Genomic DNA, 24,406 nt, shown 5'->3' with positions numbered 1-24,406 from the left:
GGCGAACCGCCAGTGTTGTCGGGCTCAACCGGCCCCTGGGGATTCTCTGCGGGTCTTGACACACTGGCACCATACCCGACATAGTCAAAACCACTTGGGGGACCGCCGATGCATGTGATGCATCGCTCACAAATCGGCGGCATATGGACCGCTAAAACCCCTTGTTTACGCAGCGTTAACATGACACGCTTAATCCAGATGACCGAGGGGGCCCACTGGGCCCCTTTCTTATGAAGCCTCTAGTGAATAATTTCACAAGACGCCGAACGAATTCCCAGGAATGGAGTTACTGATCAGCATGGATTGGCGTAACCGCGCAGCGTGCCTCGACAAGGACCCGGAGCTGTTCTTCCCGGTGGGAAACACCGGACCTGCCCTCCTGCAGATTGAGGAAGCCAAGAGCGTCTGCCGCCGCTGCCCCGTCGTGGACACCTGCCTCCAATGGGCCCTGGAGTCCGGCCAGGACGCCGGCGTCTGGGGCGGCATGAGCGAGGACGAGCGCCGGGCCCTCAAGCGCCGCGCGGCCCGCGCCCGCCGCGCCACCTAGCTCGGACGCCGGGCTCCCCCCAGCGCACAAGAAATAGAAGCCCCGGACCGAATGGTCCGGGGCTTCAGTTGTTGTCAGCTAAAAATCACCGCGAGGCCAGGCTCAGGACCACCTGCACGGCGGTGCCCCCGCCCTCCCGCGGTTTCCACTGGATGCTGCCGCCCAACTCGGACGTCACCAGAGTTCGGACAATCTGCAGCCCCAGCCCCTCGGTGTAGGACCCGGCAGGCAGCCCGACGCCGTCGTCCGCCACCGTCACGGTCAGCAGCTCATCGCCGTCCTCGCTCTCCGAGCGGTCCGCGAGCAGCCACACCGTGCCAGCCCGGCCCTCGAGCCCGTGCTCTACGGCGTTGGTGACCAGTTCGTTGATGACCAGGGCAAGCGGGGTCGCGAAGTCGCTCGGCAGCTCGCCGAACATGCCGGAGCGCTGGGTGCTCACCTGCTGGGACGGCGATGCGACCTCGGCCGATAGCCGGAACTGCCGGCCGATGAGCTCGTCGAAGTCCACGCTCTGGGTCAGGCCCTGCGACAGCGTCTCATGCACCAGGGCGATCGTGGCCACCCGTCGCATCGCCTGTTCCAGGCCCTGCTTGGCCTCGTCACTGACCATCCGGCGCGACTGCATCCGCAGCAGCGCCGCCACCGTCTGAAGGTTGTTCTTCACCCGGTGGTGGATCTCGCGGATGGTGGCGTCCTTGGTGACGAGCTCCATCTCCCGCCGGCGAAGCTCGGAGACGTCGCGGCAGAGCACCAGGGCGCCGAACCGCTGCTGCTCATCCCGCAGCGGGATCGCACGCAGGGACAGGCTGACACCCCGGGATTCGATCTCGCTCCGCCACGGCATCCGGCCGGTGACCACGAGCGGCAGCGTCTCGTCCACCATCCGACGATCTTTGAGCAGCCCGGCGGTGACCTCGGCCAGGGAACGTCCTTCCAGGGATTCCCCGTCGCCGAGCCGGCGGAACGCCGAGACCCCGTTGGGGCTGGCGTACTGCACGATCCCCTCGGCATCCAGCCGGATCAGGCCGTCGCCGACTCGCGGCGCACCGCGCCGGGATCCGGTTGGCGAGGCGAAGTCCGGCCAGAGGCCGAGCGTGCCCATCCGCAGCAGGTCGTAGGCGCACTGCCGGTAGGTCAACTCGAGCCGGGACGGCATCCGCGAGCTGGACAAGTCCATGTGCGAGGTGACCACCGCGAGCGTCCGGCCGTTGCGCACCATCGGCACGGCCTCCACCCGCATCGCCATGTCGCTGCTCCAGTTGGTCTCATTGGAGCGCTCAATGACGCGGCTTTCCCAGGCCTTGTCGACCAGACGTTTCAGGTCCGAGCGGATGCCCTCCCCCACGAAGTCGGTGTGGAACACCGTGTGCGAGGTGGAGGGCCGCACGTGCGCCAGCGCCACGTACCCCAGTTCGGGGTGTGGGAACCACAGCGCCAGGTCGGCGAAGGCCAGGTCGGCGACCATCTGCCAGTCCCCCACGAGCAGATGAAGCCACTCGGCGTCCCCCGGCCCGAAATCAGCGTGTTCCCTGATGGGGTCGGTAAAGATTGCCACAGCACCTCCATTTGCGACGCGGGGACCGGCAGGATCCTAGCGTCGAACGATTGACCTCAAGAGCCTCAATGCTACCGACAGCGACGCCATGTCATCGGCCTCGAGCGCGTTGACCTCGTCAAACATACTCTTGGCACGCTCGAGTTGCTCGACGTTCTTGCTCTCCCACGCCACCAGGCGTTCCTCGGCTGGCATCTCGGCCGGCGTCGCCTCTAGGACCGCGGTCGTCATGTCCGACACCGTCGAGTAGAGGTCGTCGCGGAGGGCCGCACGGGCCAGCGCCTGCCAGCGGTCCTTGCGCGGCAGCTTGGTGATCCGTTCGAGCAGGGAGTCGGCGTGGAACCGGTCGAAGACCGTGTAGTACACGTGCGCGATGTTCTCCACCGGTTCCGGGCTGGCGTGCACGATCTTGGCGATGTCCAGCAGCACGAAGCTCTCGAACAGCTCCGCCCAGCGGTGCGCCAGGTCCTCCGGAAGCTCCCAGCCGCGGGCCTTCTCCAGCCACTGCTGCACCCGCTCGCGGTCACCGCCGCGCAGGTACTCCAGCAGGCGGGCACGCATCGGGTCCAGCAGCGGCTTGAAGTCGGCGACGATCTCCTCGATCGGCCGCGCGGCATTGCCTTGGCTGAGGACCCAGCGCACGGCCCGGTCCAGGAGCCGGCGGATGTCCAGGTGAACGGTGCTCCAGTGTTCGGTCGGGAACGACGCCGGCAGTTCGTTGAGCTCGCCGACCATGACGTCGAGTTCGTAGACCTCCCGGAGGGCCACGAAGGCCTTGGCGACGGCGGCCTCCGTGGCGGAGGTTTCCTCCATGGCCCGGAACGCAAAGGTGATGCCGCCCATGTTGATCATGTCGTTGGCGACGACCGTCGCGATGATCTCCCGGCGGAGCGGGTGGGTGTCGAGCTCGGCGTCGAACCGTTCGCGCAGCTGCTTCGGGAAGTAGGAGCGCAGCGTCCGGCGGAACCACGGGTCTTCGGCGAGGTTGCTCTCCCGCAGCGCCGTGGCAAGCTCGATCTTGGCGTAGGCGGCCAGGACGGAAAGTTCCGGAGAGGTCAGGCCCTGGCCCTGGTCCAGGCGTTCGCGCAGCGTGGCGGTGGTGGGCAGAGCCTCCAGGTCACGCTTCAAGTCCGCCGATTTCTCCAGCCAGTCCATCAGCCGCTCGTAGCTGGGGCTCCATTCGGCCACGCGCATCCGGTCGTTGAGCAGCAGGATGTTCTGGTCGATGTTGTCCTCGAGCACCAGGCGGCCGACCTCGTCGGTCATCGAGCCGAGGAACTCGGCCCGCTCCTCCGGGTCGAGCTTGCCCGCGGCCACCATCCGGTCGACGAAGATCTTGATGTTGACCTCGTGGTCGGAGCAGTCAACGCCCGCGGAGTTGTCGATCGCATCGGTGTTCAGGATGACGCCCTGCAGGGCCGCCTCGATCCGGCCGCGCTGGGTCATGCCCAGGTTGCCGCCCTCGCCGACCACCTTCACGCGCAGCTCTCGGCCGTCGACCCGGATGGAGTCGTTGGCCTTGTCGCCGACTTCGGCGTTGGTTTCGGTGCTGGCCTTGACGTAGGTGCCGATGCCGCCGTTGTAGAGCAGGTCGGCGGGCGCCAGCAGGATGGCCCGGAGCAGTTCCGGCGGGCTGAGCCGGGTGGTGCCCTCCGGCAACCCCAGGGCCGCGCGGACCTGCGGGGAGACGGGGATGGACTTGGCCTGGCGCGGGTAGACCCCGCCGCCCTCGCTGATCAGCGACTTGTTGTAGTCGTCCCACGAGGAGCGGGGCAGGTCGAAGAGCCGCTGCCGTTCCTCGAAGGATGATGCCTCGTCGGGGTTCGGGTCGAGGAAGATGTGCCGGTGGTCGAACGCGGCGAGCAGCCGAATATGCTTCGAGAGCAGCATGCCGTTGCCGAAGACGTCGCCGGACATGTCGCCGACGCCGACGACGGTGAACGGCTCGGACTGGGTGTCGAGATCCAGCTCGCTGAAGTGGCGCTTGACCGACTCCCAGGCGCCGCGGGCTGTAATGCCCATGGCCTTGTGGTCATAGCCCACCGAGCCGCCGGAGGCGAAGGCGTCGCCGAGCCAGAAGCCATACTCGGCGGCGAGGCCGTTGGCGATGTCGGAGAAGGACGCGGTGCCCTTGTCCGCGGCGACGACAAGGTAGGAGTCGTCGCCGTCGTGCCGGACGACGTCGGCTGGCGGCACGAGGGCCTCTCCCTCGGGGGTGGTCACGACGTTGTCGGTGATGTCGAGCAGGCCCCGAATGAACGTCTTGTAACTCTCGATCCCTTCGGCCATCCAGGCGCCACGGTCGGCGGCCGGATCCGGGAGCTGCTTGGCGTAGAAGCCGCCCTTGGCGCCGGTGGGCACGATGACGGCGTTCTTGACCGTCTGCGCCTTGACCAGGCCCAGGATCTCGGTGCGGAAGTCCTCGCGGCGGTCGGACCAGCGCAGGCCGCCGCGGGCGACCTTGCCGAACCGCAGGTGGACGCCCTCGACGCGGGGTGAGTACACCCAGATCTCGAACATCGGGCGCGGGAACGGCAGTCCGTCGATCCCGGCCGGGTCGAGCTTGAAGCTGACGTGGGTCTTGTTTTGGTAGAAGTTGGTCCGCAGCGTGGCCTGGATCAGGTTGGTGAAGGTGCGGAGCACGCGGTCGGCGTCGAGGGTGGCGACCTGTTCGATCGCCGTGTCGAGCGCGGCGCGGGCCTCGGCCTGCCGGGCCTCACGGTCGCCGTCGTTTACGGCTGGATCGAACCTGGCGGCGAAGAGTGCGTTCAGGCCGCGGGCGACCTCCGGGTTGGCCAGGAGGGTGTCGGCCATGAACTCGAAGGAGTTGGTGTTGCCCATCTGGCGCATGTACTTGGCGTAGGCGCGCAGCACCACGACCTGGCGGGGGTGCATTCCCTCGCGGAGCACCAGCCGGTCGAAGCTGTCCGATTCGACGGCGCCGGAGACGGCGGCGCCGAAGGATTCCGCGAGCAGGGCACCGGTCGTGACGGGGTCGACGCCGGCCGGGTACTTCAGGCCCAGGTCGTAGAGGAAGAAGTCGCGGTGGTCCGCGGTTTCGATTTCGAAGGGACGCTCGTCCAGGACCTCAAGGCCGAGGTTGTGGAAGAACGGCAGGATCTGGCTGAGGCTCTTGGGCTCAAGCATGTAAAGCTTGACGCGGGCGTCCTCCTCCAGGATTGCTCCGGCGCCTTCGGGCAGATAGACGTGGACGCCGGGCGGCTCAGCGGCGTGGCCGCCCTCGCGTTCGGCGGCTGCTCCGTACTTCTCGAACCGGGCAATGTCCTCGAGCGCGTCCTCGACCTCGTAGTCAACCCGGTAACTGGCCGGGAAGGCCTCGGCCCAGACCGTGGCGAGTTCCTTGGAACCGTTGTCGCCGTCGGCCTCTGCCCGGGCGCGGAGGACCTCGGAGATACCTTCGCTCCAGGACCGTGCTGCGAGCACCAGCCGCTTCTCCAGTTCCTCGGTGTTCACGTTGGTGGTGTCGGCGTCCTTGGGGAGCCGGATCCGGAAGAACAACCGCGCCAGCGCGGATTCGGTCATCCGGGCCTCATAGTCGATGGAGACGGCGTCGAAGGTCTCGCGCAGTTCCTTCTCGATCCGCAGGCGGACGTTGGTGGTGTACCGGTCGCGGGGCAGGTAGACCAGCGCCGACATGAAGCGGCCGTACACGTCCGGGCGGAGGAACAACCGCGTCCGGCGGCGTTCCTGCAGCCGCTGGATGCCGGTGGCGATGGCGGCGAGGTCCGGGATCTCGATCTGGAAGAGCTCGTCGCGCGGGTAGGTCTCGAGGATGCCGAGCAGATCCTTGCCGGAGTGCGAGTCCGGCGGGAAGCCGGCGTCGCGCAGGACGGCGTCGACCTTTTCCCGCACCACCGGGATGTCGCGGACGGAACCCGCGTAGGCGGTGGTGGCGAACAGGCCGATGAAGCGGCGTTCGCCGTCGACGTTGCCGGCGGCGTCGAAGCTCTTGACGCCGATGTAGTCCAGGTAGGCCGACCGGTGCACGGTGGAGCGGGAGTTCGCCTTGGTGATGACCAGGGCGCTCTTCTCGCGGGCCTTTTTGCGGCCGGTTTCGGTCAGGTGCTGGATCTGGTGGCGGGTGTCGCTGCTGTCGCGCAGCAGCCCGAGGCCGCTCTCCTCGCGCAGTTCGAGGACGTCCTCGCCGGATTCGTTCCGCAGGTCGTATTCGCGGTAGCCCAGGAAGGTGAAGTTGCCGTCGTCGAGCCAGCGCAGGAGTTCCTGCGCCTGCCGCAAGCCGGCCACGTCGGCGGCGTTGGTGACCTTTTCGAGGCCGTCGGAGACCTCGTGGGCCTTGTTGCGCATCTTCGGCCAGTCCTCGACGGCGGCGCGCACGTCGCCGAGCACCCGGTTCAGGCCCTCAATCAGTTCCGCCCGGCGGGCGTCGTCGACGCGGTCGATTTCGACGGCGATCCAGGATTCCATGTGGGAGGCGTTGTCGCCCTGGGCGATGAGGTGCGAGAGGTTGGGCATCGCGGCCGTGTCGCCGCTGGAGATGCCGAGGTGGGAGGGGACCCGTGCCACCTTGACCAGCCGTCCGGTTTCCCGGTTGCGGGTGACGACGAAGAGCGGGTGCATCACCAGGTGGATCGGGGACTTCTGCCGGACCAGTTCGGCGTTGACCGAGTCGACGAGGAAGGGCATGTCGTCGGTGACGATGTAGACGACGCTGGCATCCGCCTCATCGACGATCTCGATGTTGGCGTGGCCGGGCTGCCGGGCGCCGGCGGTCCGCAGGTGGGCCTGCGCGCGGGCCGAGAGCGTTTCCTGGCCGTAGCCCTTGGCATCCTCCTCGGCGAGGTGCTCGTAGTAGTCCGCGAAGAACCTCTCATCGGCTCCGATCGAAACGGGTTGATCCTCCACGCTGGACCCTGACGACATCGACAAACGCCTCCATTAAGAAAGTTCGCGGCCGCACCGTTGCAGCCCTCATGAGGAGCCTAGTCTTTAGCCATCCGGCTTGCTGTGGAAGAAAAGACAGAGCTTTTCGATTTTCGCTGGGCAGGTGCACAAACCAGGTGCGCGATGGCCCTGCGGAGAGGCGAGTCGGGGGCCGCTTCGTGCAACAGCGAGCCGGCCAGCAGGGCGGCGTCGCACGCCGCGGCGTCGGAGGGCAGGAAGGCAGTTACGGGTGCCGCCGGTCCGTAGCGGGCCCATGCCTCCTTCAGTTGCCGCTCCGGCGCCCGCCCGACGGCGGCGGGGCGGACTTTGTTGAGGACGACCCGCGGCATCGCCTCGGGTACGGCGGCCGAGAGCTCCACCAGGCCGCGGACCAGCCTCGGAACACCGACGGGGTCTGCGGAGCCGACGGCGTAGACGGTGTCGGCCAATTGCAGGCTGCGCAGGGTGGCGGCGTTGCGGCGCGGCGCCATCGAGTCGAAGCTCAGCTCCTCGTCGGCCTCGAGGCAGAACCCGGTATCGATGACCGTGACATCGGCGATCTCGCGCACGCGGCTGTACACCAGGGCCAGGGCCGCGGCGCGGAGTTCGGCCCAGCGGTCCGCGCGGGTGATCCCAGTGAGGACCCGGAAGCTGCCCGCCTTCGTGGCCACCGGCAGGGCCAGACGGAGGAGGGCATCCGCATCGAGGGAACCCTGGTCCGCGAGACGGCACGCCTGGGCGAGGCCGGCCGCCTCGTCGAGCAGGCCCAGCGCCGCGGCGACGCTGGCCCCGTAGCTGTCGGCATCGACCAGCAGGACCGACCGGCCGTCCGCCGCCAGTTCGCCTGCCACGTTGACCGCGAGCGTAGTCCTCCCGGGTGCCCCCGCCGGGCCCCAGACCGCGATGATCTCTCCGGTGCCCGGCTGCGTCCCGGAGGGCTCCCCGCCGTTGGAACCTGCCGCGTGCCCCGGAGTACGCGGGGCGGCGGCGACGGTAAAGGCGTCACTGCCGGCCTCCGGCGCGGCCGCGGAGAGTCCGGCCACAGCGGCGGCAATGACCGCCGCGAGTTCTTCGGCCGCCACATCGATGGGGCGCGCCGTCACGCCGATGCCGCGCAGCCGCGCCGCCTCGTCCGGGCTGTCGGTCAGGGCGACGACGGCCACCCCGACGGCGGAGAGCCGGTCCACCAGCGAGGCTGTGAGCTCCCCCGCCTCCCCGGCGACGACGGCGGCCCGGGCCAGGCCGCTCTGGCAGGCGGCGAGGAGTTCGGCCAGTTCCTCGCAGCGCCGGACCACCGAGACGGGGCCGTGGAGCCGCTCCAGGCTGCCGACCAGGGGTTCGGTGCCCTGCCCGACCGTGACGACGGGAATGCTCATTGGCCGGATCCGCCCGGATTCCACACCACCGAGATCCTGGCCTTGTTGGCCTGGGCGCCCAGTAGCTTGGGCATCTGGCCGTCAGGGACGAGCACCATGACGACGGTGGAGCGCTGCGCCCCCAGGGCGTTGCTGCCCGGGGTCAGTTGCGCGATCTCGGCGCCACGCAGCAGCAGGGAGGGTTCGCTGAAGCCGTTGCGGTTGTCCGGCAGGGCGACCCACACGTCGACGCGGGAGCCGGCCACGGCCTGCGGCGGCAGGGCCTCGTCCACGGTGACGGCCACGGGTTTGCGGGCCAGCGCATCGGGCTGGCCGAAGCTCTCCCGCGGCAACAGCTGGTCCTTGCCGATCCGCTGGATGGCGACCAGGCCCTGGGAGAGTCCCGCCTCGGGGGTCAGGTAGTTCCCCTCGACGTCTCCGAGGCGGACGTTGACCCGGTGCAGCTTCTCGGGCGTCAGCTTCTCCCCGACGGCAATCGGCTCGCTCGCAGCGAAGGCCTCGATGGTCCGGTCCGCTGCGGCGACAAGCGATACCACCCCAGCCGTTGACGCCAACACGAGCAGGACGCCGACCAGCAGCCTCGGGTCGTTCCACGACGGTTTCTTCAGCCTGGCCCCGCCGCCCTCTGTCACCGCCATGCGCAGTCCCCCCATCTGTGCGTCCGCGCCGCCGGCGCCGGTTTCCCCATTGTCACGAATTGTGGGCCCTGCGAGAAGACCGGGAACCACAGAACTGCAAAGTGTGGATAACCGCATCAATGGCGACACCCGGTGGCAAAATGGAAGCATGCCCCGATTCCTCACCCTCGCGGATGTCGCCGAACAGCTGCAGATCAACTCCCCGGCCGCCTACGCGCTGGTGCGGAGCGGTCAGCTCAAGGCCATCCAGGTCGGCGGCCGCGGGCAGTGGCGGGTGGAGGAAGCCATGCTGGAGCAGTACATCCAGGAGCGGTACGCCGAGGCCAGCCGGATGATCGAGGAAGCCAAGGCCAAGGGCTCCTGATCTTATTGCGGTTAGGTCCCACCGCGCCCGGACCGGATGGCCGCGAGGGCCCCGAACGGCACCGTTGACACCGCCCGGACGTTGGCGGCGCGGCGTTCTTCGCCGGGTTCGGTCTCCGCCAAATCCAGAAAATCCCTTCCCACCCGATCGATATCCCCATGCAAGGCCGGGCAGCCCGCGGCTCCGATCAGCTGGACTGTGAGCCGGGTTCGATCCCTGGCGAGTTCCCGCAGTGCACTCGCCAGGCCAAGGCGGCCCGACGGCGGCCCCGCAGGAACTGCCTGGAGCGCCAGACCGGTGAAGCGGATGGCGGCAGCGTGCGGAATCAGCACCTGCTGCCGGCCCGTCGCCAGCACCAGCCATCCCCGGCCCACGTGGTCTAGCCGCCCTTCGCAGATGTCACCCGTTGTGAGGTGAACCGCGATCCCTTGTCCCACCGTGCCGCGAAGCCGGTCGGCCAGTTCCATGCCGGCCGCATCCACCCGGGCGCGTTCGTCCACCTCGGCGTCTAAATCGAGCCGTCGTTCGGCGGCGAGTTGCGCTTCGAGGTCCGAGAAGAGGGAGTCCCACCGCATGCGGGCCAGCGTAGGCGCGTCCGGCGGACTCGGTCAATGGGGTGTCCTTGCGTGCTTTCGCACGTCTCCGAGCGGCATCGGCGGGTTATGCACACCCGGTCCCCTGCCCTAGACACCCGCACGCACGTGGGTTCACACTAGGAAAAGTGCATTAAATGACATCAAAGTGCATCAAACGATAGGTAATTCATTTAGAACCCTAGGAGGCCGGGATGACGATTCGGCAGCATCCAACAGCCGGCATTTCCAGCACCCGCTCCGGCGATGCGGTGGTGGCGGCGCTCATCCTGCTCCTAGGCGGGCTGCTGACGGGGTCGGGAATGATCCTGGCCGCCAACCTGCGGACCGCCGCGGTGCGCAGGCAGGCCGTGGGTTTCGACACCAGCCTGGGCGTCACGGCCACCACGGCCGGGCTGATCGTGGTCGTCTGGTGGGTGCTCTCGTTTCTCATCGCCTTTAGCTCGGCGTTGCTGGAGCGCAGCGGCCGCGCCCGGGCTGCCGCCGCCACGGGGAAATTCAGCCCGGTGTTCATGCGCCGGCTGGCCTTGGCCGCCATCGGTCTTCAGCTGGTCACGGCTCCCCTGGCCCGGGCGGCCACCGTCCCCGACGTCGGGGGCACCGGCACTTCCCTGCCGGCCGCCGTCTCGCCCGCCTGGGCCCCGCAAGGAGTGACCGCAACGGTCGCGCCGCGCGCATCGTCGCCGCCCCGGCCGGACCCACGGTGGCTGCCCTCCCCCGTCCCGGCCCCGCCGGGCGCCTTGGTCCAGCCACAGCTGCGGCCGGAACTGCCGGACGCCGGCGGACGGCAGGTGACGGTCAGGTCCGGGGACTCGCTGTGGAGTCTCTGCGCCGCGGAGCTTGGGCCGCTAGCCTCCGACATCGACATCGCGACGGCATGGCCGGAGCTTTACCGGACCAACCGATCCGTCATCGGCCCTGACCCCGGGCTGCTTCGGCCGGGCCAGGTCCTGGTCATCCCGCCCGCCCTTTCATCCAGCTCCCCGTCCGACGAAGGAACCCAATGACCCCGCTCGCTGAACCCCGTCCCGGCTACGCCGCCCCGCAGTCGCCCGCCGCACTCCGCCCGGTCGACCCGGACCGCGACATCGAAGCGCTCTGCCGCTCCACGGTGCAGGCGGCCATCGAAGTCCTGGCCGGCACCCGGCCGGCGCAGCAACTCGCCCGGCGGTTGGACGAACGGTGCCTGACCGCCCTCCAGCACCGCGCCGCCCTGACCCGGCGGGTCGCTTCCGGCACGTCGCCGACAGCGGGTCGCCTGCACCGCAACCCGTGCGTGCGGTCGGTCCACGCCTGCCGGATCTCCGAGGACGTGTACGAGGCCAGCGCCGTGGTGTCCGACGAACTCCGGGTCCGGGCCGTGGCCCTGCGGCTGGAACGGAGCAGACTCGTCTGGCGGGTCACCGTACTCGAAATCGGCTGAACCCGGAGCCCAGGCTGACGGCACAAAAAACACCGCGGGTCCGGAACATTGCGTTCCGGACCCGCGGTGCAGGTGGCTGGACCCGTTGCCTAGCGGCGCTTCTTCTTGCTGGCGCGGCGCGGGGACTCCTGGGCCGCAGCCTTCGCCGGGTTGCCGGAGCGCCCGGAGGACTTGGCCTCGACGCGGGTCTGAGCCGTGCCGTCCTCGCTCGGAGCCGTGTACTGCAGCTGCGCCGGCTTCTCCGGAGCCTCCAGACCGGCGGCGTGGATGTGCGGTTCCTGGTGTTCGGTGTGCTGGCCCGACTCGTCGGCAACCACCACGTCCTGGGCCGGGGTGACCTCGACCTCGAGGTTGTAGAGGAAGCCGACGCTCTCCTCGCGGATGGCCTCCATCATGGCCTGGAACATGGTGAAGCCCTCGCGCTGATACTCCACGAGCGGGTCACGCTGGGCCATCGCCCGCAGGCCGATGCCCTCCTTGAGGTAGTCCATCTCGTAGAGGTGTTCCTGCCACTTGCGGCCGATCACCGAGAGGACCACGCGGCGCTCGAGTTCGCGCATGCTCTCGGAACCGATCTGCTCCTCGCGGGCCTGGTAGACCAGGCGCGCGTCGGAGAGGATCTCCTCCTTGAGGAATTCGACCGTGATCCGGGACTTCCCGCCGGCCTCGTCGATGACGTCGCGGGGCGTGAAACTGACCGGGTACAGGGTCTTGAGGTTGGACCAAAGCAGGTTGAAGTCCCAGTCGTCGCCCGTGCCCTCGGCCGTCGCGGCGTCGATGAACGCGTTGATCGTGTCCTCGATGAAGTACTGGACCTTCTCGTGCAGGTCGTCGCCCTCGAGGATGCGGCGGCGGTCGCCGTAGATGGCCTCGCGCTGGCGGTTCAGGACGTCGTCGTACTTGAGGACGTTCTTGCGCTGCTCGGCGTTGCGGCCTTCCACCTGGCCCTGGGCGGAGGCGATGGCGCGGGAGACGAGCTTCGATTCGAGGGCGACGTCGTCCGGAACGGAGCTGCTCATCAGGCGCTCGGCGGCGCCGGAGTTGAAGAGCCGCATCAGGTCATCGGTCAGCGACAGGTAGAAGCGGGACTCGCCCGGGTCGCCCTGGCGGCCGGAGCGGCCGCGGAGCTGGTTGTCGATGCGGCGGGATTCGTGCCGCTCGGTGCCCAGCACGTAGAGGCCGCCCAGGTTCAGGACCTCCTCGTGCTCGTCCTTGACGGACTGCTTGGCGGCCTCGAGGGCGGCGGGCCAGGCGGCCTCGTACTCCTCCGAGTTCTCCTGCGGGTCAAGCCCGCGCTTGGCGAGCTCGGCGACGGCGGTGAATTCGGCGTTGCCGCCGAGCATGATGTCGGTGCCGCGGCCGGCCATGTTGGTGGCCACGGTGACGGCGCCCTTGCGGCCGGCCTGCGCGACGATCGACGCCTCACGGGCGTGGTTCTTAGCGTTGAGGACCTCGTGCCGGACGCCCTCCTTGGCCAGGAGGCGGGAGAGGTACTCGCTCTTCTCGACGCTGGTGGTGCCGACCAGGACCGGCTGGCCCTTCTCGTGCCGCTCGGCGATGTCCTTGACGACGGCGTCGAACTTCACGGTCTCGTTCTTGTAGACGAGGTCCGGCTGGTCGATGCGCTGCATGTCCCGGTTGGTCGGGATGGCGACGACGCCGAGCTTGTAGGTGCTCATGAACTCGGCGGCTTCGGTCTCGGCGGTACCGGTCATGCCCGCGAGCTTGTCGTACATGCGGAAGTAGTTCTGCAGCGTGACCGTGGCGAGAGTCTGGTTCTCGGCCTTGATCTCGACGCCTTCCTTGGCCTCGATCGCCTGGTGCATGCCCTCGTTGTAGCGGCGGCCGGCGAGGATACGGCCGGTGTGCTCGTCGACGATGAGGACCTCGCCGTCGAGGATGACGTAGTCCTTGTCGCGCTTGAACAGTTCCTTGGCCTTGATGGCGTTGTTCAGGAAGCCGATCAGCGGGGTGTTGGCGGACTCGTAGAGGTTGTGGATGCCGAGATAGTCCTCGACCTTTTCGATGCCGGCCTCGAGGACACCGACGGTGCGCTTCTTCTCGTCGACCTCGTAGTCGGTGTCCGGCTGGAGGCGCAGGACAACCTTGGCGAACTCGCTGTACCAGCGGTTCGTGTCGCCCTGGGCGGGGCCGGAGATGATCAGCGGGGTACGGGCCTCGTCGATGAGGATGGAGTCCACCTCATCGACGATCGCGAAGTTGTGGCCGCGCTGGACCAGCTCGGACTTGTCCCAGGCCATGTTGTCGCGCAGGTAGTCGAAGCCGAATTCGTTGTTCGTGCCGTAGGTGATGTCCGCGGCGTACTGCTCGCGCCGGTGGGCGGGATCCTGGTTGGCCAGGATGCAGCCGCTGGTCAGGCCGAGGAAGCGGTACACGCGACCCATCAGGTCGGACTGGTACTCGGCGAGGTAGTCGTTGACCGTGACCACGTGGACGCCCTTGCCGGCGAGGGCGTTCAGGTAGGCCGGAGCGGTGGCCACCAGGGTCTTGCCTTCACCGGTCTTCATTTCGGCGATGTTGCCCAGGTGCAGGGCGGCGCCGCCCATAAGCTGGACATCGAAGTGGCGCATGCCGAGGGTGCGTGAGGAGGCCTCGCGGACGGCGGCGAAGGCCTCGGGCAGCAGATCGTCGAGCTTCTCGCCGTCGGCGTGCCGGGCACGGAGCCGGTCGGTCTCTTCGCGCAGCTCGGCGTCGGTGAAGGTCTGGAAGGAGCTTTCCAGGGCATTGATGGAGTCGGCGTAGTTCCGAAGTTGCCGCAGGGTCTTTTTGTCACCCGTGCGGAGAAGTTTTTCGATCAGTGATGCCACGTGAAATTGCTCCCAGTCTCAAGCTGCCGAATTCCGGCGTGTTTAGTCTACGGGAGGGACACAGCGCGGACCGCGCCTGTTCCCTCAAAGCGGATGCAGGCCAGCCACCGCCTGTGCGAGCGCCGGCGCCAGATCGCCCACGGGGGCCACGATAATCCGGTCCAGCTCCAACCACTCTGCCATGAGCTGCAGTTCTGCCGCGAGTTCGACGGCGGTGTCCCCCGGCGCGTCCGGTTCCGCGAAACTGCCGCGGACCAGCAGGCTGCCGGCGGCACGGTCCGCTTTGAGGTCGACACGGGCGACGATGCCGTCGCGGAGCAGGAACGGCAGGACGTAGTAGCCGAAACGGCGCTTGGGCTCCGGCGTGTAGATCTCCAGCCGGTATTGGAAGCCGAAGAGTTCCTCGAGCCGCCGCCGTTCGAAGACCAGGGAGTCGAACGGGCTCAGGAGGGCCCGGCCGGTGGCGGTGCGGGGCAGCCGCGCCTCGACGTGCCGGTACACGGGCCGGTCCCAGCCGGCGACGGTCACCGGTTCCAGCCGTCCGGCGTCGACGAGTTCGGCGAGCGCCTCCGCGGCGGCCCGCTGCGGGGTGCGGAAGTAGTCGGCGAAGCAGCGCAGGGTGCCGATCCCGTGGGCCTTCGCCGCGGCGTCGATCAGGCGGAGCATGGCCGCACCGGCGTCGGGCCGGCCGCCGCCCTGCTCCCCGCTTTCCGGTCCCTTGCTGCCGGGTTGCGTGCTGACCGGTTTCCCGCTTTCCGGTCCCGTGCTTTCCGGTTTCCCGGAGGCGGCCGCGGCCACTGCGGTGGACGGCAGGACCCTGGAGGTGAGGGTGTAGCGGCGTTCGAAGCTGCCCGTCCGCGAGGCCGCCGTCACCGTCCCCTCCTCAAAGAGGTGCTCGAGGACCCGTTTGACGGTGTTCCAGTTCCAGCCCCAGTTGTCCGTGCTTCGGGTTTCCACGTGACCCAGCCGGGCGGTGAGTTCGGCGGCGGTCAGCGGCGGCCCCGCAGCCAGCTCGGACAGGATCCGGCCGGCAACGTCGCCGCGTTCCTCCGGGTCCATGGCATGGGCGCCGACCCACTTCCGGTTCTGCCACAGCCTCAGGTCCTCGAAGTGCTCTGGGCGGATGAAGCTGGCCTCGTGCGCCCAGTACTCCATCATCCGGCGCGGGTGCACCCCGGAGAGGCGTTCCAGGATGCTCCGGTCGTAGTTCCCGAGCCGGGAGAAGAACGGCAGGTAGTGGCTGCGTGCCAGCACGTTGACCGAATCGATCTGGACCAGCTGCAGGCGGGCAAAGGTCCGGCCCACCGCCCGTGAACTTACCGGGGCGGCGGGCCGGACCTTGTCCAATCCCTGGGCTGCCAGTGCGATCCGCCGTGCCTGCTTCAGGCTCAGCGTCGCGGGCACATCTTTCCCTTCGTCGGTTGTCCCCGCCTATGCGGTGGCGGGCTCTCCTTCAGAACGATAGGCGATGATCTTTTCCTCCAGGGGAGCCTCGCCCGGGGCGCAGGTCTGGTCGAGGCTGATCACGCCGTAGGTCCAGCCTTCGCGGCGGTACACGACGGAGGGAGCCTTCGTTTCCTTGTCAACGAACAGGTAGAAATCGTGGCCGACCAGTTCCATGTTGTCGACGGCTTCGTCGAGCGTGAGGGAGGCCGCGGGGAAGACCTTGCGGCGGATGAGGACCGGCGAGTCCCCGGCGGGGAGATCGTTCTCCACCTCGTAGGGTGATTTCTCCTCCGGCTTGGCCTCGGACCAGTGCGCCGCCTCCTCGTAGATCGGTTCGCGGGTGCTCGCCGGTTCCAGGGAGGCCGTCGCCTCGGTCACGGATTTGGGGGTGTGCCGGCCGTGGTGGACCTTCTTGCGGTCCTTGGCCCGGCGCAGCCGCTCCAGAAGCTTGTTATAGGCCAGATCGAAGGCGGCGAATTTGTCCGCCGCGCTGGCTTCGGCACGGATCACCGGGCCGCGGCCCAGGACTGTCAGCTCAACCGTGAGCAGCTCTGCAATCTGCCGGACTTTGGTTTCCTTGGTGACCTTTGCATCCACCCTCTGGACCTTGTCGCCGAGGGAATTGATCTTCGAGATCTTCTCCTCGGCGTACTCGCGGAACCGGTCGGAGACCGTCAAATTGCGACCGCTGATCATGAACTCCATGGTGCCCTCCAAATGACTTCGGTGACACGACGGCGGCACTTCGGGGGCTCATCTGACGGACAGTCGAGCCCCTTTCCGAGCCGCTATCGACAGGTACATCTGTTCTTGGTACCCATGTTCGACGTTAGTTCATCGCCACCTGTTCTTCACCCTTTTGCGGTTTATTTTTTTCCATTGCGACCCCGTCCGGCGCCCTGCCGCGGGTCTTGGGTTCCGACATGTGGGAGGCGGGCGGGCGTGTCGCGGCGAGCACGACCGCTCCCCTGACGTCGGCTCCCGCGGAGCGGAGAACCCGGGCCGCTTCCGCCAGTGTTGCGCCGGTGGTGAGGACGTCATCGATGAGGATGCAGGGGCGTCCGGCCAGCGCCGGCCTGGTCATCCCGCGGCGGATCCGCATCGACCCGCGCAGCCTCCGGGTGCGCCCGGCGCGGCCCAAACCCTTCTGAGAAGTCCCGCCCTTCCGAGACATCCCGCCTTCCTGAGCAGTCCCGCCCTTCCGGGTGGCCCCGTTCCACACCGCCGCCAGGCTTCGGGTCTTGCGCAGGATGTCGGCGGTTTCCGTCCCGGGCGGCAGGCGCCCGCGGGCCCGGGCACGGGAGAGAACCAGGTGCACCGGGCTGAATCCCCGACGTCGGAAGGCGGCGGACGTCGTGGGCACCGGGACGAGCAGGGTTCCCGGGGGCGGTCCGGCGGCCACGAGCGTGGCGCCCAGACACCGGGCGAGGTCCTCGGCCACCGCCCGTTGGCCGTGTTTCTTGAACGACAGCAGGGCCTGGGCGAGCTCGGCGCGGTAGACCCCGGCCGCCACCACCGGCAGCAGGACCGAACCGTCCATGTCCATCAGGGCGGGGGCGCGTGCCTCGGCCCGGAACGGCCTGCGGGTCAGCTGCCGGAGCCTGCGGCCGCAGGCCGGGCATAGGACCCGGTCCTCCGCCCCGCAGCAGGCGCATTCCGCGGGGAGAACGAGCGTCAGCAGTTCGGCAGCTGCTGCTGCCACGGTGTCGGCCAGGCGGGCCAGCCACGATCGGTAGCCGCCACGGTGCCGGGCAGCCTCGGGCGGCGGGAGTAGGTCCGGGTCCGTGCCCCGCGCCGGGCGGCGGCGCGGCGGCTGCGGCTGCACGGTGGGAGGCTGGGTCATGGCTCCAGCCTGCACCGTCTCCGTGGCCGCGCCCGGGTCAGGATGCGGCTATGTGGACAACCGGCCGGGACTGCCCACAGGCCCTACCCCGGGAAGGCCGGGTCGATGGCGCCCTTGAGCTGCAGGGACCAGCCGTTGCCGAGCCGCTGGAAGATGCCGTCCGCCGACTGGCCGTAGATCTCCGCCGTGCCGTTGCCGGCGCTGAGCCCGGTGAGGCCGGCCCACGGGGCCAGTTCCTGCGGGGCGGTGCCGGTCATCGACAGCAGCTCCGGGGTGACATTTTCCGTCGCGGCCCCCTTCATCACGGCCACCGTCAGGTCGTTGACCCACACCCCCTGGTCCGGGTCATGAGCGCTCAGCAGCGTCACCGGGGCGGTGAGGTCCTTGGGCGTGCCGTCCGCATTGCGGATGATGCCGGTGAGCTGCACGCGGGTCTTGCCGTTCAGCGACGAAATCACCATCGCGCGCGTCCCGTCGCGGGCCACCCGGAATTCCTTGACCACGGCTCCGGCGAGCCAGGCGCCGGTGAGCGTCACCGTCGGCACGGTGGCGCCTTCGGCCACCCCGGTGGGACGATAGGCGGCGACTTCGGTGGCACCGTTCGCCCCGGGACCGGCGCTCCAGACCCAGTCGAAACGGTCGAACGAGGGCCGGGACAGCGTGCCCCGGGTCGCCAGGGCCCGGGCGGGCTGCCCGGGAATGATCGAGTACAGCGTGGTGCGGCCGGCGTTCAGGAACGCGGCGGCCTGGCTGGCCGGCGACTCGGCGGGGAACCGCGGTCCCAGGGCGCTGACCGACGCGATATCCGGGAGGGGTCCGATCTTGTTGTTCTCCACCCGGACCAGGTCGTTGTTGCTGACGGCGATCTGCCGCGCCGGCACGTCCTTGTCGCGAATCGGGGGCAGGACGGAGCCGTTGTCGTCCACCCGGACCAGGTCCTGGTTGGCGCGCAGCTCGACGTTGATCACGTCGGGCTGGCTGCGGAAGGTCAGGGCCAGCTGGGTCTGCATCCTGAGCCGGTCCTCGTTGGAGGCGTCGGTGAGGTCCTTGGCCGTCAGGTCCACCTGGGCGGCGCCGGAGACCACGGGCACGGATTCGCGGGCCAGTTTGATGCCGGCCGGGAAGGCACTGACCGCCGCGCCCTTCAGGTAGGGGGCGGGGCCGCCCAGCAGGGCGCTCGTCATGGCCTTGACGGTCTTCTTCTTGATGAACCAGCGCACGTCCGGGACCGCATACGTGAATGTCGGGTCGTAGAAGTAGATCGGGTACGCGCCGTAGATGACCTTGAAGGTCTCCTCCGGAATGGCGGTGCCGTCGGGGATGTCCGCGATCCGCCACTCGCCGTCGACCTTGGTCAGCGTCGCGGGGACGTTCTCGGTGGTGCCCTCCGGCAACTGGGTGGCGATCCCGTCGGCGTCGACCGTGTACGCCAAATCCAGCCGGTAGTTGTAGACGTTCTCGACGGCGGTGGGCACCACCTGAGCCGAACGGTAGACGAGGACCCGCTGATCCGGTTTCCACTTCACCGAGGACGCCTGGGTGAGGTACTGACGCGCCACCGCGTAGTCGTCCTCGTAGCCGCTGCCGGCCAGGTAGAAGTCCTCGATCACGGATTCGGGTCCGGCGCCGGGGCGTGGGGCGACCGGGAAGAACACCGGGGCGTTGTTCGGCTTGCCGGCGCTCTCGTCGCTGCTCTTGCCCACCGGCCCGGAGCGCGGAATCTGCGCGCAGGCGCCCAGCAGCAGCACCATCGCCAACAGCGCCGCGGCGAAGCGGACCAGCCTCCCGCCGCGCTTTCCGGCCGTGCGTCCCGTAGTGGTCCTCATGCTTGGTCCTCCCCTGCGGCCGGGCTGTTCGCCGGGCCGCCTGATGACGCGTCCGCGCCCGTGCCGGGGCCCGCACCGCTGCCCGTGCCCGGGACAGGGACCGGGCCGGGTACCGTGCCGGGGACGGCGCCCGGGGCGGCGTGGTTCAGCAGCACCATCTGGTTGCCCGCGCCGCCGTCGAGTCCGACGTCGGCCGGTTCGAGCTGCAGCGGCGACCGCCCGATGTTCTCGCCCTGGCGCAGCGGGAGGGTGAGCCGGAAGTTGGAGCCGCTGCCCTTCTTGCCCCAGGCCTGCAGCCAGCCGTTGTGCAGCTTGGTGTCCTCGGTGGCGATCGACAGTCCCAGGCCGCTGCCGCCGGTGGTGCGGGCCCGGGCGGGGTCGGCACGCCAGAACCGGTCGAAGACGCGGGCTGCCTCTGCCTGGGTCATGCCGATGCCGTGGTCCCGGACGGCGACGGCGACGGCGGTGTCGTTCGCGGCGACGGAGACGTTGACGGGCCGGCCTTCGCCGTGTTCGAGCGCGTTTAGGATGAGGTTGCGCAGGATCCGGTCGATCCGCCGGTCGTCCATCTCGACGATGATGCTGCCCTCGGGCGCGTGCAGGGTCACCTCGGAGCCGTATTCGGCGGCCACCGGGGCGACGCCCTCGAGGACGTGGTCCACCAGCTGCAGGATGTCCGTGGGCTCGGCGTCGAGCATGGCCACGCCGGCGTCAAAGCGGGAGATCTCCAGCAGGTCCGCCAGCAGCGACTGAAACCGTTCCACCTGGTGGTAGAGCAGCTCGGCGGACCGCTTGTTGATCGGGTCAAAGTCCTCGCGGGCGTCGTAGAGGACCTCGGCGGCCATCCGGACGGTGGTCAGCGGGGTCCGGAGCTCGTGCGAGACGTCCGAGACGAAGCGCTGCTGCATCTGGGACAGGGTGGCCAGCTGGGTGATCTGTTCCTGCAGGCTGGCGGCCATGTGGTTGAAGGAGGCGCCCAGGCGGGCCACCTCGTCCTCGCCCTTGACCACCATGCGTTCCTGCAGCTGGCCGGCGGCGAGCTTTTCGGAGACGACGGCGGCGTGGCTGACCGGGCTGACGACGTTGCGCGTGACGTACCAGGCGACGGCGCCGATCAGCAGCACCAGCACGGCCGCGCCGACCAGCAGGACGTTCTGGATCTCATCCAGGGTCTTCTGCGCCGTATTCAGGTCGTAGATGAGGTAGAGCTCGTACACGGTGCCGTTGAAGGTCACCTTGTTGCCGACGGCGATGCCTGGCCGGTCCTCGGTGCCCACCGGGAACTCGGTGGAGGCCCAGAACTGGTCCTTGCCCGACTGCTGCACGGCCTTGCGCAGGTCCGGCGGGATCACGGCAATGGTGAGCTGGTCCGAGGCGCGGGATTCCACCCAGCGGTTGCGCGGCTTGGTCTGCTCCGGCATCGCCTCGAAGACGTACCGGCGCTGGATGACCGAGCCGCGGCCCTCGACGGCGTTCAGGGTGTCATAGACCAGGGTGATGACGCTGGACTGGTCCGTGACCTGGGCGCCGTCGAAGGTGTCCTGGACCTGCTTGACGTTGTAGCGGGTCTCCGATTCGGCCTGAGCCAGCCGCTCCTGGAAGAGGTTATTGGCGATCTGGTTGGAGAGGTAGGCGCCCACGACCGCGAAGGACCCGATGGCCAGCAGCAGCGTGGTCAGCACGGTCCGGAACTGCAGCGATCGGCGCCAGCGGCGCTGCAGTGCGCGCAGCAGGTAGCGGGTGGCGGGCAGGGTGCGGGAGGCGCCGATGAGCACCAGGCGAAGCACGCGGACGGCGACGATCCGGGCGCGGCGGGCCCAGATCCCTGCGCGGAACAGCACGGACCGGCCGTGGCGGGTGGTCAGGGCTTCATTCTCCGGCCGCTCCGAAGCGGGCTCGGAGGACACCGGCGACGGGGTCACCGGCCCGGAAGTCACCGGCGACGGAGCCTCCGGTCCGGAAGACTCCGGCCCGGGAGTGGCCGGTGCGGGATCGGCCGGTGCGGGGGTGCCGCTGCCGGGCTCAGGACCCTGCTTTGTAGCCGACACCACGGACCGTCAAGACAACTTCGGGGGCTTCGGGGTCGCGTTCGATCTTCGAGCGCAGCCGCTGGACGTGGACGTTCACCAGGCGGGTGTCCGCCGCGTGGCGGTAACCCCAGACCTGCTCCAGCAGCAGTTCCCGGGTGAAGACCTGCCACGGCTTGCGGGCCAGGGCCACCAGCAGGTCGAATTCCAGCGGAGTCAGCGAGATCCGCTCGCTGTTGCGGCTGACCACGTGGCCGGCGACGTCGATCGTGACGTCGGCGATGCGGAGGGTCTCGGGTGCCTTCTGGTCGCCCGGGCGGAGGCGGGCGCGGACGCGGGCCACGAGCTCGGCGGGCTTGAACGGCTTGGGGACGTAGTCGTCGGCGCCGGATTCCAAGCCCCGGACCACGTCCGAGGTGTCCGCCTTCGCGGTGAGCATCACGATCGGCACGTCGGATTCGGCGCGGATCTGGCGGCAGACCTCGATCCCGTCGATCCCCGGCAGCATCAGGTCCAGCAGGACCAGATCCGGCTTGGCGGAGCGGAAGACCTCGAGGGCCTGCCCGCCGTCCGCGCAGAAGACGGGGTCGAAGCCGTCGTTGCGCAGCACAATGCCGATCATCTCGGCCAGGGCCTCGTCGTCGTCCACTACCAAAATCCGTGCCTTCATACGTTATATATTCCCTTATTGAAATGGCTTTGTCGTATTCGTGCGGCTCCCGGCATGGCGCGGACCGCCGGCCGGGGCAGGTAGATTCGTCCCAGGGCCGGCGGGCGGCCCGCAGTCCGAGGAGGATGCCTTGAACCGTGTGGACCCCATCTACCGGCTGGGCCTGGGCGGGGACTTCGCCCGGCTGCAGCCCGAACTCCAGGACTACTTCTCCCTCGTCCAGGGCTCCGGCCACTACGGGGTGGGCGAGGGCGTGTTCGACGTCGTGGGCTGCCGGCAGCGCTGGCTGCGCCCCTTCATGCGGGCCGTCACCGGGGAGCAGGCGTTCTTCCCCGAGTACGGCGAGGGCATCCGGTTCCGGATCGAAAACCACGCCCACCTGGACCCCTTCGGCCGGCCCAGCCTGACGGCACGGCGCGAGATCTTCTTCCCCGGCGTCACCCGGGTCTTCTCCGACACCACGAGCTGGGACACGACCGGCGGCCGGCACCGGCTGGTGGACTACGTGGGCCGGTACCGCAGGCTGGCCACGGACCTGAACCTCAGCGTCACCCCGGAAGGCCGGCTCCGCGGCGTCTCGGAAGCCTCCCGGTTGCTGCTGGGTCCCCTGCGGCTGCCGCTCCCGGGCCCGCTGGACGCCAAGGCCTACGCCGAACAGTGGTGGGACGCCGCGGAGGGCAAGCACCGGATCCAGGTCAAGGCCATCCAGCCGCAGGTCGGCCTGGTGCTGGTGTACGCCGGCCGCTTCGACTACCGGCTGGAACCGTACCCGGACGGCACAGGGGCCCCCGGATACCTGCCCGCGTATGCCCGGCCGGACCGTTGGGAGTCCCGGGTCTGAGGCGAGGGCGCCGGGCCGCTAGCCCAGGGCGATCTGGTTCAGCGCGTCGGCCGCGTGCGTCAGCCGTGCCAGCACCCTGGTGGCCGACGCCGGCGAGTGGCCGGCCAGTCCCCCGGCGGGGGTGAGCCGGACCGCGCCGAGCGAGGAGCCCGGCAACCCGAGCTGGCGCCAGGGCCGCCACAGCGCCTCGGCCAGGGTCCGGGCGGACGGCGGTTCCGCCGCGGGGTCCTCCACCGGCAGCACCCCGGCCCAGATCTTTCGCCCGGACTCCACCGCGCCCGCGAGGTGTTCCCACTGGCGGGAGGTCAGGGCACGCAGCGGCACGGCGATGCCATCGGCGCCGGCGCCGAGGATCCTCTCGATGGGTGCTTCCACCTCGGGGACCGCGATGACGACCTCCTCCGCGCCGGCGGCGTGCAGGGCGTCCACCACCAGGCGCCAGGATTCGGTGACCTCGGAGCCGGCCACGGCCCGCAGGGTCCGGTAGCCGCTGGCGGTGGGAATCGTCCCGGCCAGGACGGCGGCGGCGTCGGGTTCCTCCAGCTGGACAACCAGCCGGGCGCCCGGCACCGCGGCGGCCACGGCCCGCAGGTGGGCGCCGACGCCGGCGGCGAGGGACTCGGCCAGGTCCCGCCGCGCCCCGTGGTCCAGCAGCGACCGTTCCCCGCTGTGCAGGTGCAGGCCGGCGGCGAGGCTGAGCGGGCCGCAGAGCTGGATCTTCAGGGCGTCGGCGGACACCGACTCCGCGCCGGCGACGTCGGCGAGGACGTTAATGTCGGTGGCCAGTGCGGACCGGGCGCGGCGGGCGTCCCGGCCGGGGCGGTCCACCAGGCGCCAGCCGTGCGGCTGCACGTCGACGTTGAGGCCCTCCAGGAGCGCGGCGGTCCGGCCCAGGGCGTCCGAGCCGACGCCGCGGGCGGGCAGTTCGGCCAGGAAGGGCAGGTGCGGGGCGCCGAGTTCACCGCGGATGATGCGGGCGGCTTCCAGCGGGTCCGTCCCCGGCCAGGGCCCGTGGGCGGTGGCGGTGACCTGGGCGGCCCCGGTGTCGGCGCCGCTCACGCCTGGGCGGAGACGGCGGTCCCGGCGGCGTCCGCCCGGCCCGCGGCCTGGTGGTCCTCGGCGATGGCCTCGTGGTGGCGGATGACCTCGCCAATGATGAAGTTCAGGAACTTTTCCGCGAAGGCCGGATCCAGGTGCGCCTCGGCGGCGAGCCGCCGGAGCCGGGCGATCTGGGCGGTTTCGCGGCCCGGATCCCCCGCCGGCAACTGGTGCTTGGCCTTGAGGTGGCCCACCTTCTGCGTGGCCTTGAACCGTTCGGCCAGAAGGTAGACCAGGGTCGCGTCGATGTTGTCGATGCTGGAACGGATGGAGAGCAGCTCCGCCATCACCGCGGGATCGACCTGGCCGGCCAGGGAACTGGCGGCGGGGTCGTAGTCGTCATCGGCGTCGTGGTGGAGGCTGTGGCTCTGCTCGGTCATTGCTCCAGTCTAGGGGCTGGGCGCCCGATGAACCGGGTGTTAAGCGGCG

19 protein-coding genes are annotated in these 24,406 nt (G+C 69.3%); 5 read left to right on the top strand and 14 right to left on the bottom strand.

All coding sequences use genetic code 11. The features are described 5' to 3' along the window. Window positions 1-298: 298 nt before the first annotated feature. Window positions 299-547, top strand: a complete 249-nt coding sequence (locus ACFUCU_RS09185) for a WhiB family transcriptional regulator (protein ID WP_377972135.1) — start codon at window positions 299-301, stop codon at window positions 545-547. Window positions 548-632: 85 nt separating this feature from the next. On the opposite strand, the gene ACFUCU_RS09180 is transcribed toward ACFUCU_RS09185, so the two are convergent. The 4 genes from ACFUCU_RS09180 to ACFUCU_RS09165 are packed head-to-tail and all read right to left on the bottom strand — an operon-like array spanning window position 633 to window position 9,018. Then, window positions 633-2,102, bottom strand: a complete 1,470-nt coding sequence (locus ACFUCU_RS09180; RefSeq protein ID WP_290255677.1) for a sensor histidine kinase — start codon at window positions 2,100-2,102, stop codon at window positions 633-635. 36 nt (window positions 2,103-2,138) lie between these two features. Beyond that, window positions 2,139-7,004, bottom strand: coding sequence for an NAD-glutamate dehydrogenase (locus ACFUCU_RS09175; RefSeq protein WP_377972133.1), 4,866 nt, complete (start codon window positions 7,002-7,004; stop codon window positions 2,139-2,141). 59 nt (window positions 7,005-7,063) lie between these two features. Further along, a complete protein-coding gene (locus tag ACFUCU_RS09170; protein WP_377972131.1) occupies window positions 7,064-8,380 on the bottom strand; it encodes a CpaE family protein in 1,317 nt (438 codons plus the stop codon). Beyond that, a complete protein-coding gene (locus ACFUCU_RS09165) occupies window positions 8,377-9,018 on the bottom strand; it encodes a hypothetical protein (RefSeq protein WP_377972130.1) in 642 nt (213 codons plus the stop codon). Before ACFUCU_RS09165 ends, ACFUCU_RS09170 begins: the two co-directional genes overlap by 4 nt. A gap of 148 nt (window positions 9,019-9,166) precedes the next feature. Here ACFUCU_RS09165 and ACFUCU_RS09160 point away from each other — a divergent pair, with 148 nt between their 5' ends. Further along, complete coding sequence (locus ACFUCU_RS09160; RefSeq protein ID WP_290255681.1) at window positions 9,167-9,382, top strand: helix-turn-helix domain-containing protein; 216 nt, start codon at window positions 9,167-9,169, stop codon at window positions 9,380-9,382. Between the two features lie 11 nt (window positions 9,383-9,393). Here ACFUCU_RS09160 and ACFUCU_RS09155 read toward each other — a convergent pair whose 3' ends face one another. Beyond that, complete coding sequence (locus tag ACFUCU_RS09155; RefSeq protein ID WP_377972129.1) at window positions 9,394-9,957, bottom strand: hypothetical protein; 564 nt, start codon at window positions 9,955-9,957, stop codon at window positions 9,394-9,396. A 212-nt stretch (window positions 9,958-10,169) separates the two neighbouring features. Here ACFUCU_RS09155 and ACFUCU_RS09150 point away from each other — a divergent pair, with 212 nt between their 5' ends. Both ACFUCU_RS09150 and ACFUCU_RS09145 read left to right on the top strand, forming a co-directional pair. Next, window positions 10,170-10,982: a LysM peptidoglycan-binding domain-containing protein gene (locus ACFUCU_RS09150; protein ID WP_377972127.1), complete on the top strand. Its 813-nt coding sequence runs from the start codon at window positions 10,170-10,172 to the stop codon at window positions 10,980-10,982. Continuing rightward, entirely contained in the window at window positions 10,979-11,398 is a 420-nt protein-coding gene (locus ACFUCU_RS09145; protein WP_377972126.1) for an Rv3235 family protein, read from the top strand. The genes ACFUCU_RS09150 and ACFUCU_RS09145 overlap by 4 nt, the downstream gene beginning before the upstream one ends. 89 nt (window positions 11,399-11,487) lie before the next feature. Here ACFUCU_RS09145 and secA read toward each other — a convergent pair whose 3' ends face one another. From secA to mtrA, 7 genes are all read right to left on the bottom strand, one after another. Next, window positions 11,488-14,226, bottom strand: a complete 2,739-nt coding sequence (gene secA / locus ACFUCU_RS09140; RefSeq protein WP_377972124.1) for a preprotein translocase subunit SecA — start codon at window positions 14,224-14,226, stop codon at window positions 11,488-11,490. A gap of 84 nt (window positions 14,227-14,310) precedes the next feature. Beyond that, window positions 14,311-15,630, bottom strand: a complete 1,320-nt coding sequence (locus ACFUCU_RS09135) for a winged helix-turn-helix domain-containing protein (protein ID WP_377972122.1) — start codon at window positions 15,628-15,630, stop codon at window positions 14,311-14,313. 27 nt (window positions 15,631-15,657) lie between these two features. Further along, window positions 15,658-16,377: a ribosome hibernation-promoting factor, HPF/YfiA family gene (hpf, locus tag ACFUCU_RS09130; protein WP_290255687.1), complete on the bottom strand. Its 720-nt coding sequence runs from the start codon at window positions 16,375-16,377 to the stop codon at window positions 15,658-15,660. Between the two features lie 124 nt (window positions 16,378-16,501). Further along, complete coding sequence (locus tag ACFUCU_RS09125; protein ID WP_377972120.1) at window positions 16,502-17,515, bottom strand: ComF family protein; 1,014 nt, start codon at window positions 17,513-17,515, stop codon at window positions 16,502-16,504. A gap of 83 nt (window positions 17,516-17,598) precedes the next feature. Next, window positions 17,599-19,341 carry an LpqB family beta-propeller domain-containing protein gene (locus tag ACFUCU_RS09120; protein WP_377972118.1) on the bottom strand — a complete coding sequence of 581 codons (1,743 nt, stop codon included), beginning with the start codon at window positions 19,339-19,341 and terminating at the stop codon, window positions 17,599-17,601. Then, the gene (mtrB, locus tag ACFUCU_RS09115) at window positions 19,338-21,182 is read right to left on the bottom strand and encodes an MtrAB system histidine kinase MtrB (RefSeq protein ID WP_377972176.1); all 1,845 of its coding nucleotides are present in this window, start codon (window positions 21,180-21,182) and stop codon (window positions 19,338-19,340) included. Before mtrB ends, ACFUCU_RS09120 begins: the two co-directional genes overlap by 4 nt. Before the next feature lie 181 nt (window positions 21,183-21,363). Further along, window positions 21,364-22,038, bottom strand: coding sequence for an MtrAB system response regulator MtrA (gene mtrA, locus ACFUCU_RS09110; RefSeq protein ID WP_290255690.1), 675 nt, complete (start codon window positions 22,036-22,038; stop codon window positions 21,364-21,366). 130 nt (window positions 22,039-22,168) lie between these two features. Here mtrA and ACFUCU_RS09105 point away from each other — a divergent pair, with 130 nt between their 5' ends. Beyond that, on the top strand, window positions 22,169-22,879 hold the full coding sequence (locus ACFUCU_RS09105; RefSeq protein WP_377972115.1) for a DUF4166 domain-containing protein: 711 nt from the start codon (window positions 22,169-22,171) through the stop codon (window positions 22,877-22,879). An 18-nt stretch (window positions 22,880-22,897) separates the two neighbouring features. Here ACFUCU_RS09105 and ACFUCU_RS09100 read toward each other — a convergent pair whose 3' ends face one another. Next, window positions 22,898-23,938, bottom strand: a complete 1,041-nt coding sequence (locus tag ACFUCU_RS09100) for a hypothetical protein (protein ID WP_377972113.1) — start codon at window positions 23,936-23,938, stop codon at window positions 22,898-22,900. Further along, complete coding sequence (locus ACFUCU_RS09095) at window positions 23,935-24,357, bottom strand: chorismate mutase (protein WP_377972111.1); 423 nt, start codon at window positions 24,355-24,357, stop codon at window positions 23,935-23,937. The genes ACFUCU_RS09100 and ACFUCU_RS09095 overlap by 4 nt, the downstream gene beginning before the upstream one ends. Window positions 24,358-24,406 lie beyond the last annotated feature (49 nt).

It is taken from the genome of Arthrobacter sp. NPDC057259 (assembly GCF_042668995.1).
Taxonomy (GTDB): domain Bacteria; phylum Actinomycetota; class Actinomycetes; order Actinomycetales; family Micrococcaceae; genus Arthrobacter.
Note: the sequence above shows the minus strand (reverse complement) of the source record. Positions and strands in the feature narration are given on the sequence as shown.

What these genes read in the sequence shown, in the direction of transcription:
- ACFUCU_RS09185 (WP_377972135.1), top strand. Translation starts at nt 299, where the DNA reads ATGGATTGGCGTAACCGCGCAGCGTGCCTCGACAAGGACCCGGAGCTG.
- ACFUCU_RS09175 (WP_377972133.1), bottom strand. Translation starts at nt 7,004, where the DNA reads ATGTCGTCAGGGTCCAGCGTGGAGGATCAACCCGTTTCGATCGGAGCC.
- ACFUCU_RS09170 (WP_377972131.1), bottom strand. Translation starts at nt 8,380, where the DNA reads ATGAGCATTCCCGTCGTCACGGTCGGGCAGGGCACCGAACCCCTGGTC.
- ACFUCU_RS09165 (WP_377972130.1), bottom strand. Translation starts at nt 9,018, where the DNA reads ATGGCGGTGACAGAGGGCGGCGGGGCCAGGCTGAAGAAACCGTCGTGG.
- ACFUCU_RS09160 (WP_290255681.1), top strand. Translation starts at nt 9,167, where the DNA reads ATGCCCCGATTCCTCACCCTCGCGGATGTCGCCGAACAGCTGCAGATC.
- ACFUCU_RS09155 (WP_377972129.1), bottom strand. Translation starts at nt 9,957, where the DNA reads ATGCGGTGGGACTCCCTCTTCTCGGACCTCGAAGCGCAACTCGCCGCC.
- ACFUCU_RS09150 (WP_377972127.1), top strand. Translation starts at nt 10,170, where the DNA reads ATGACGATTCGGCAGCATCCAACAGCCGGCATTTCCAGCACCCGCTCC.
- ACFUCU_RS09145 (WP_377972126.1), top strand. Translation starts at nt 10,979, where the DNA reads ATGACCCCGCTCGCTGAACCCCGTCCCGGCTACGCCGCCCCGCAGTCG.
- hpf (WP_290255687.1), bottom strand. Translation starts at nt 16,377, where the DNA reads ATGGAGTTCATGATCAGCGGTCGCAATTTGACGGTCTCCGACCGGTTC.
- ACFUCU_RS09125 (WP_377972120.1), bottom strand. Translation starts at nt 17,515, where the DNA reads ATGACCCAGCCTCCCACCGTGCAGCCGCAGCCGCCGCGCCGCCGCCCG.
- ACFUCU_RS09120 (WP_377972118.1), bottom strand. Translation starts at nt 19,341, where the DNA reads ATGAGGACCACTACGGGACGCACGGCCGGAAAGCGCGGCGGGAGGCTG.
- mtrA (WP_290255690.1), bottom strand. Translation starts at nt 22,038, where the DNA reads ATGAAGGCACGGATTTTGGTAGTGGACGACGACGAGGCCCTGGCCGAG.
- ACFUCU_RS09095 (WP_377972111.1), bottom strand. Translation starts at nt 24,357, where the DNA reads ATGACCGAGCAGAGCCACAGCCTCCACCACGACGCCGATGACGACTAC.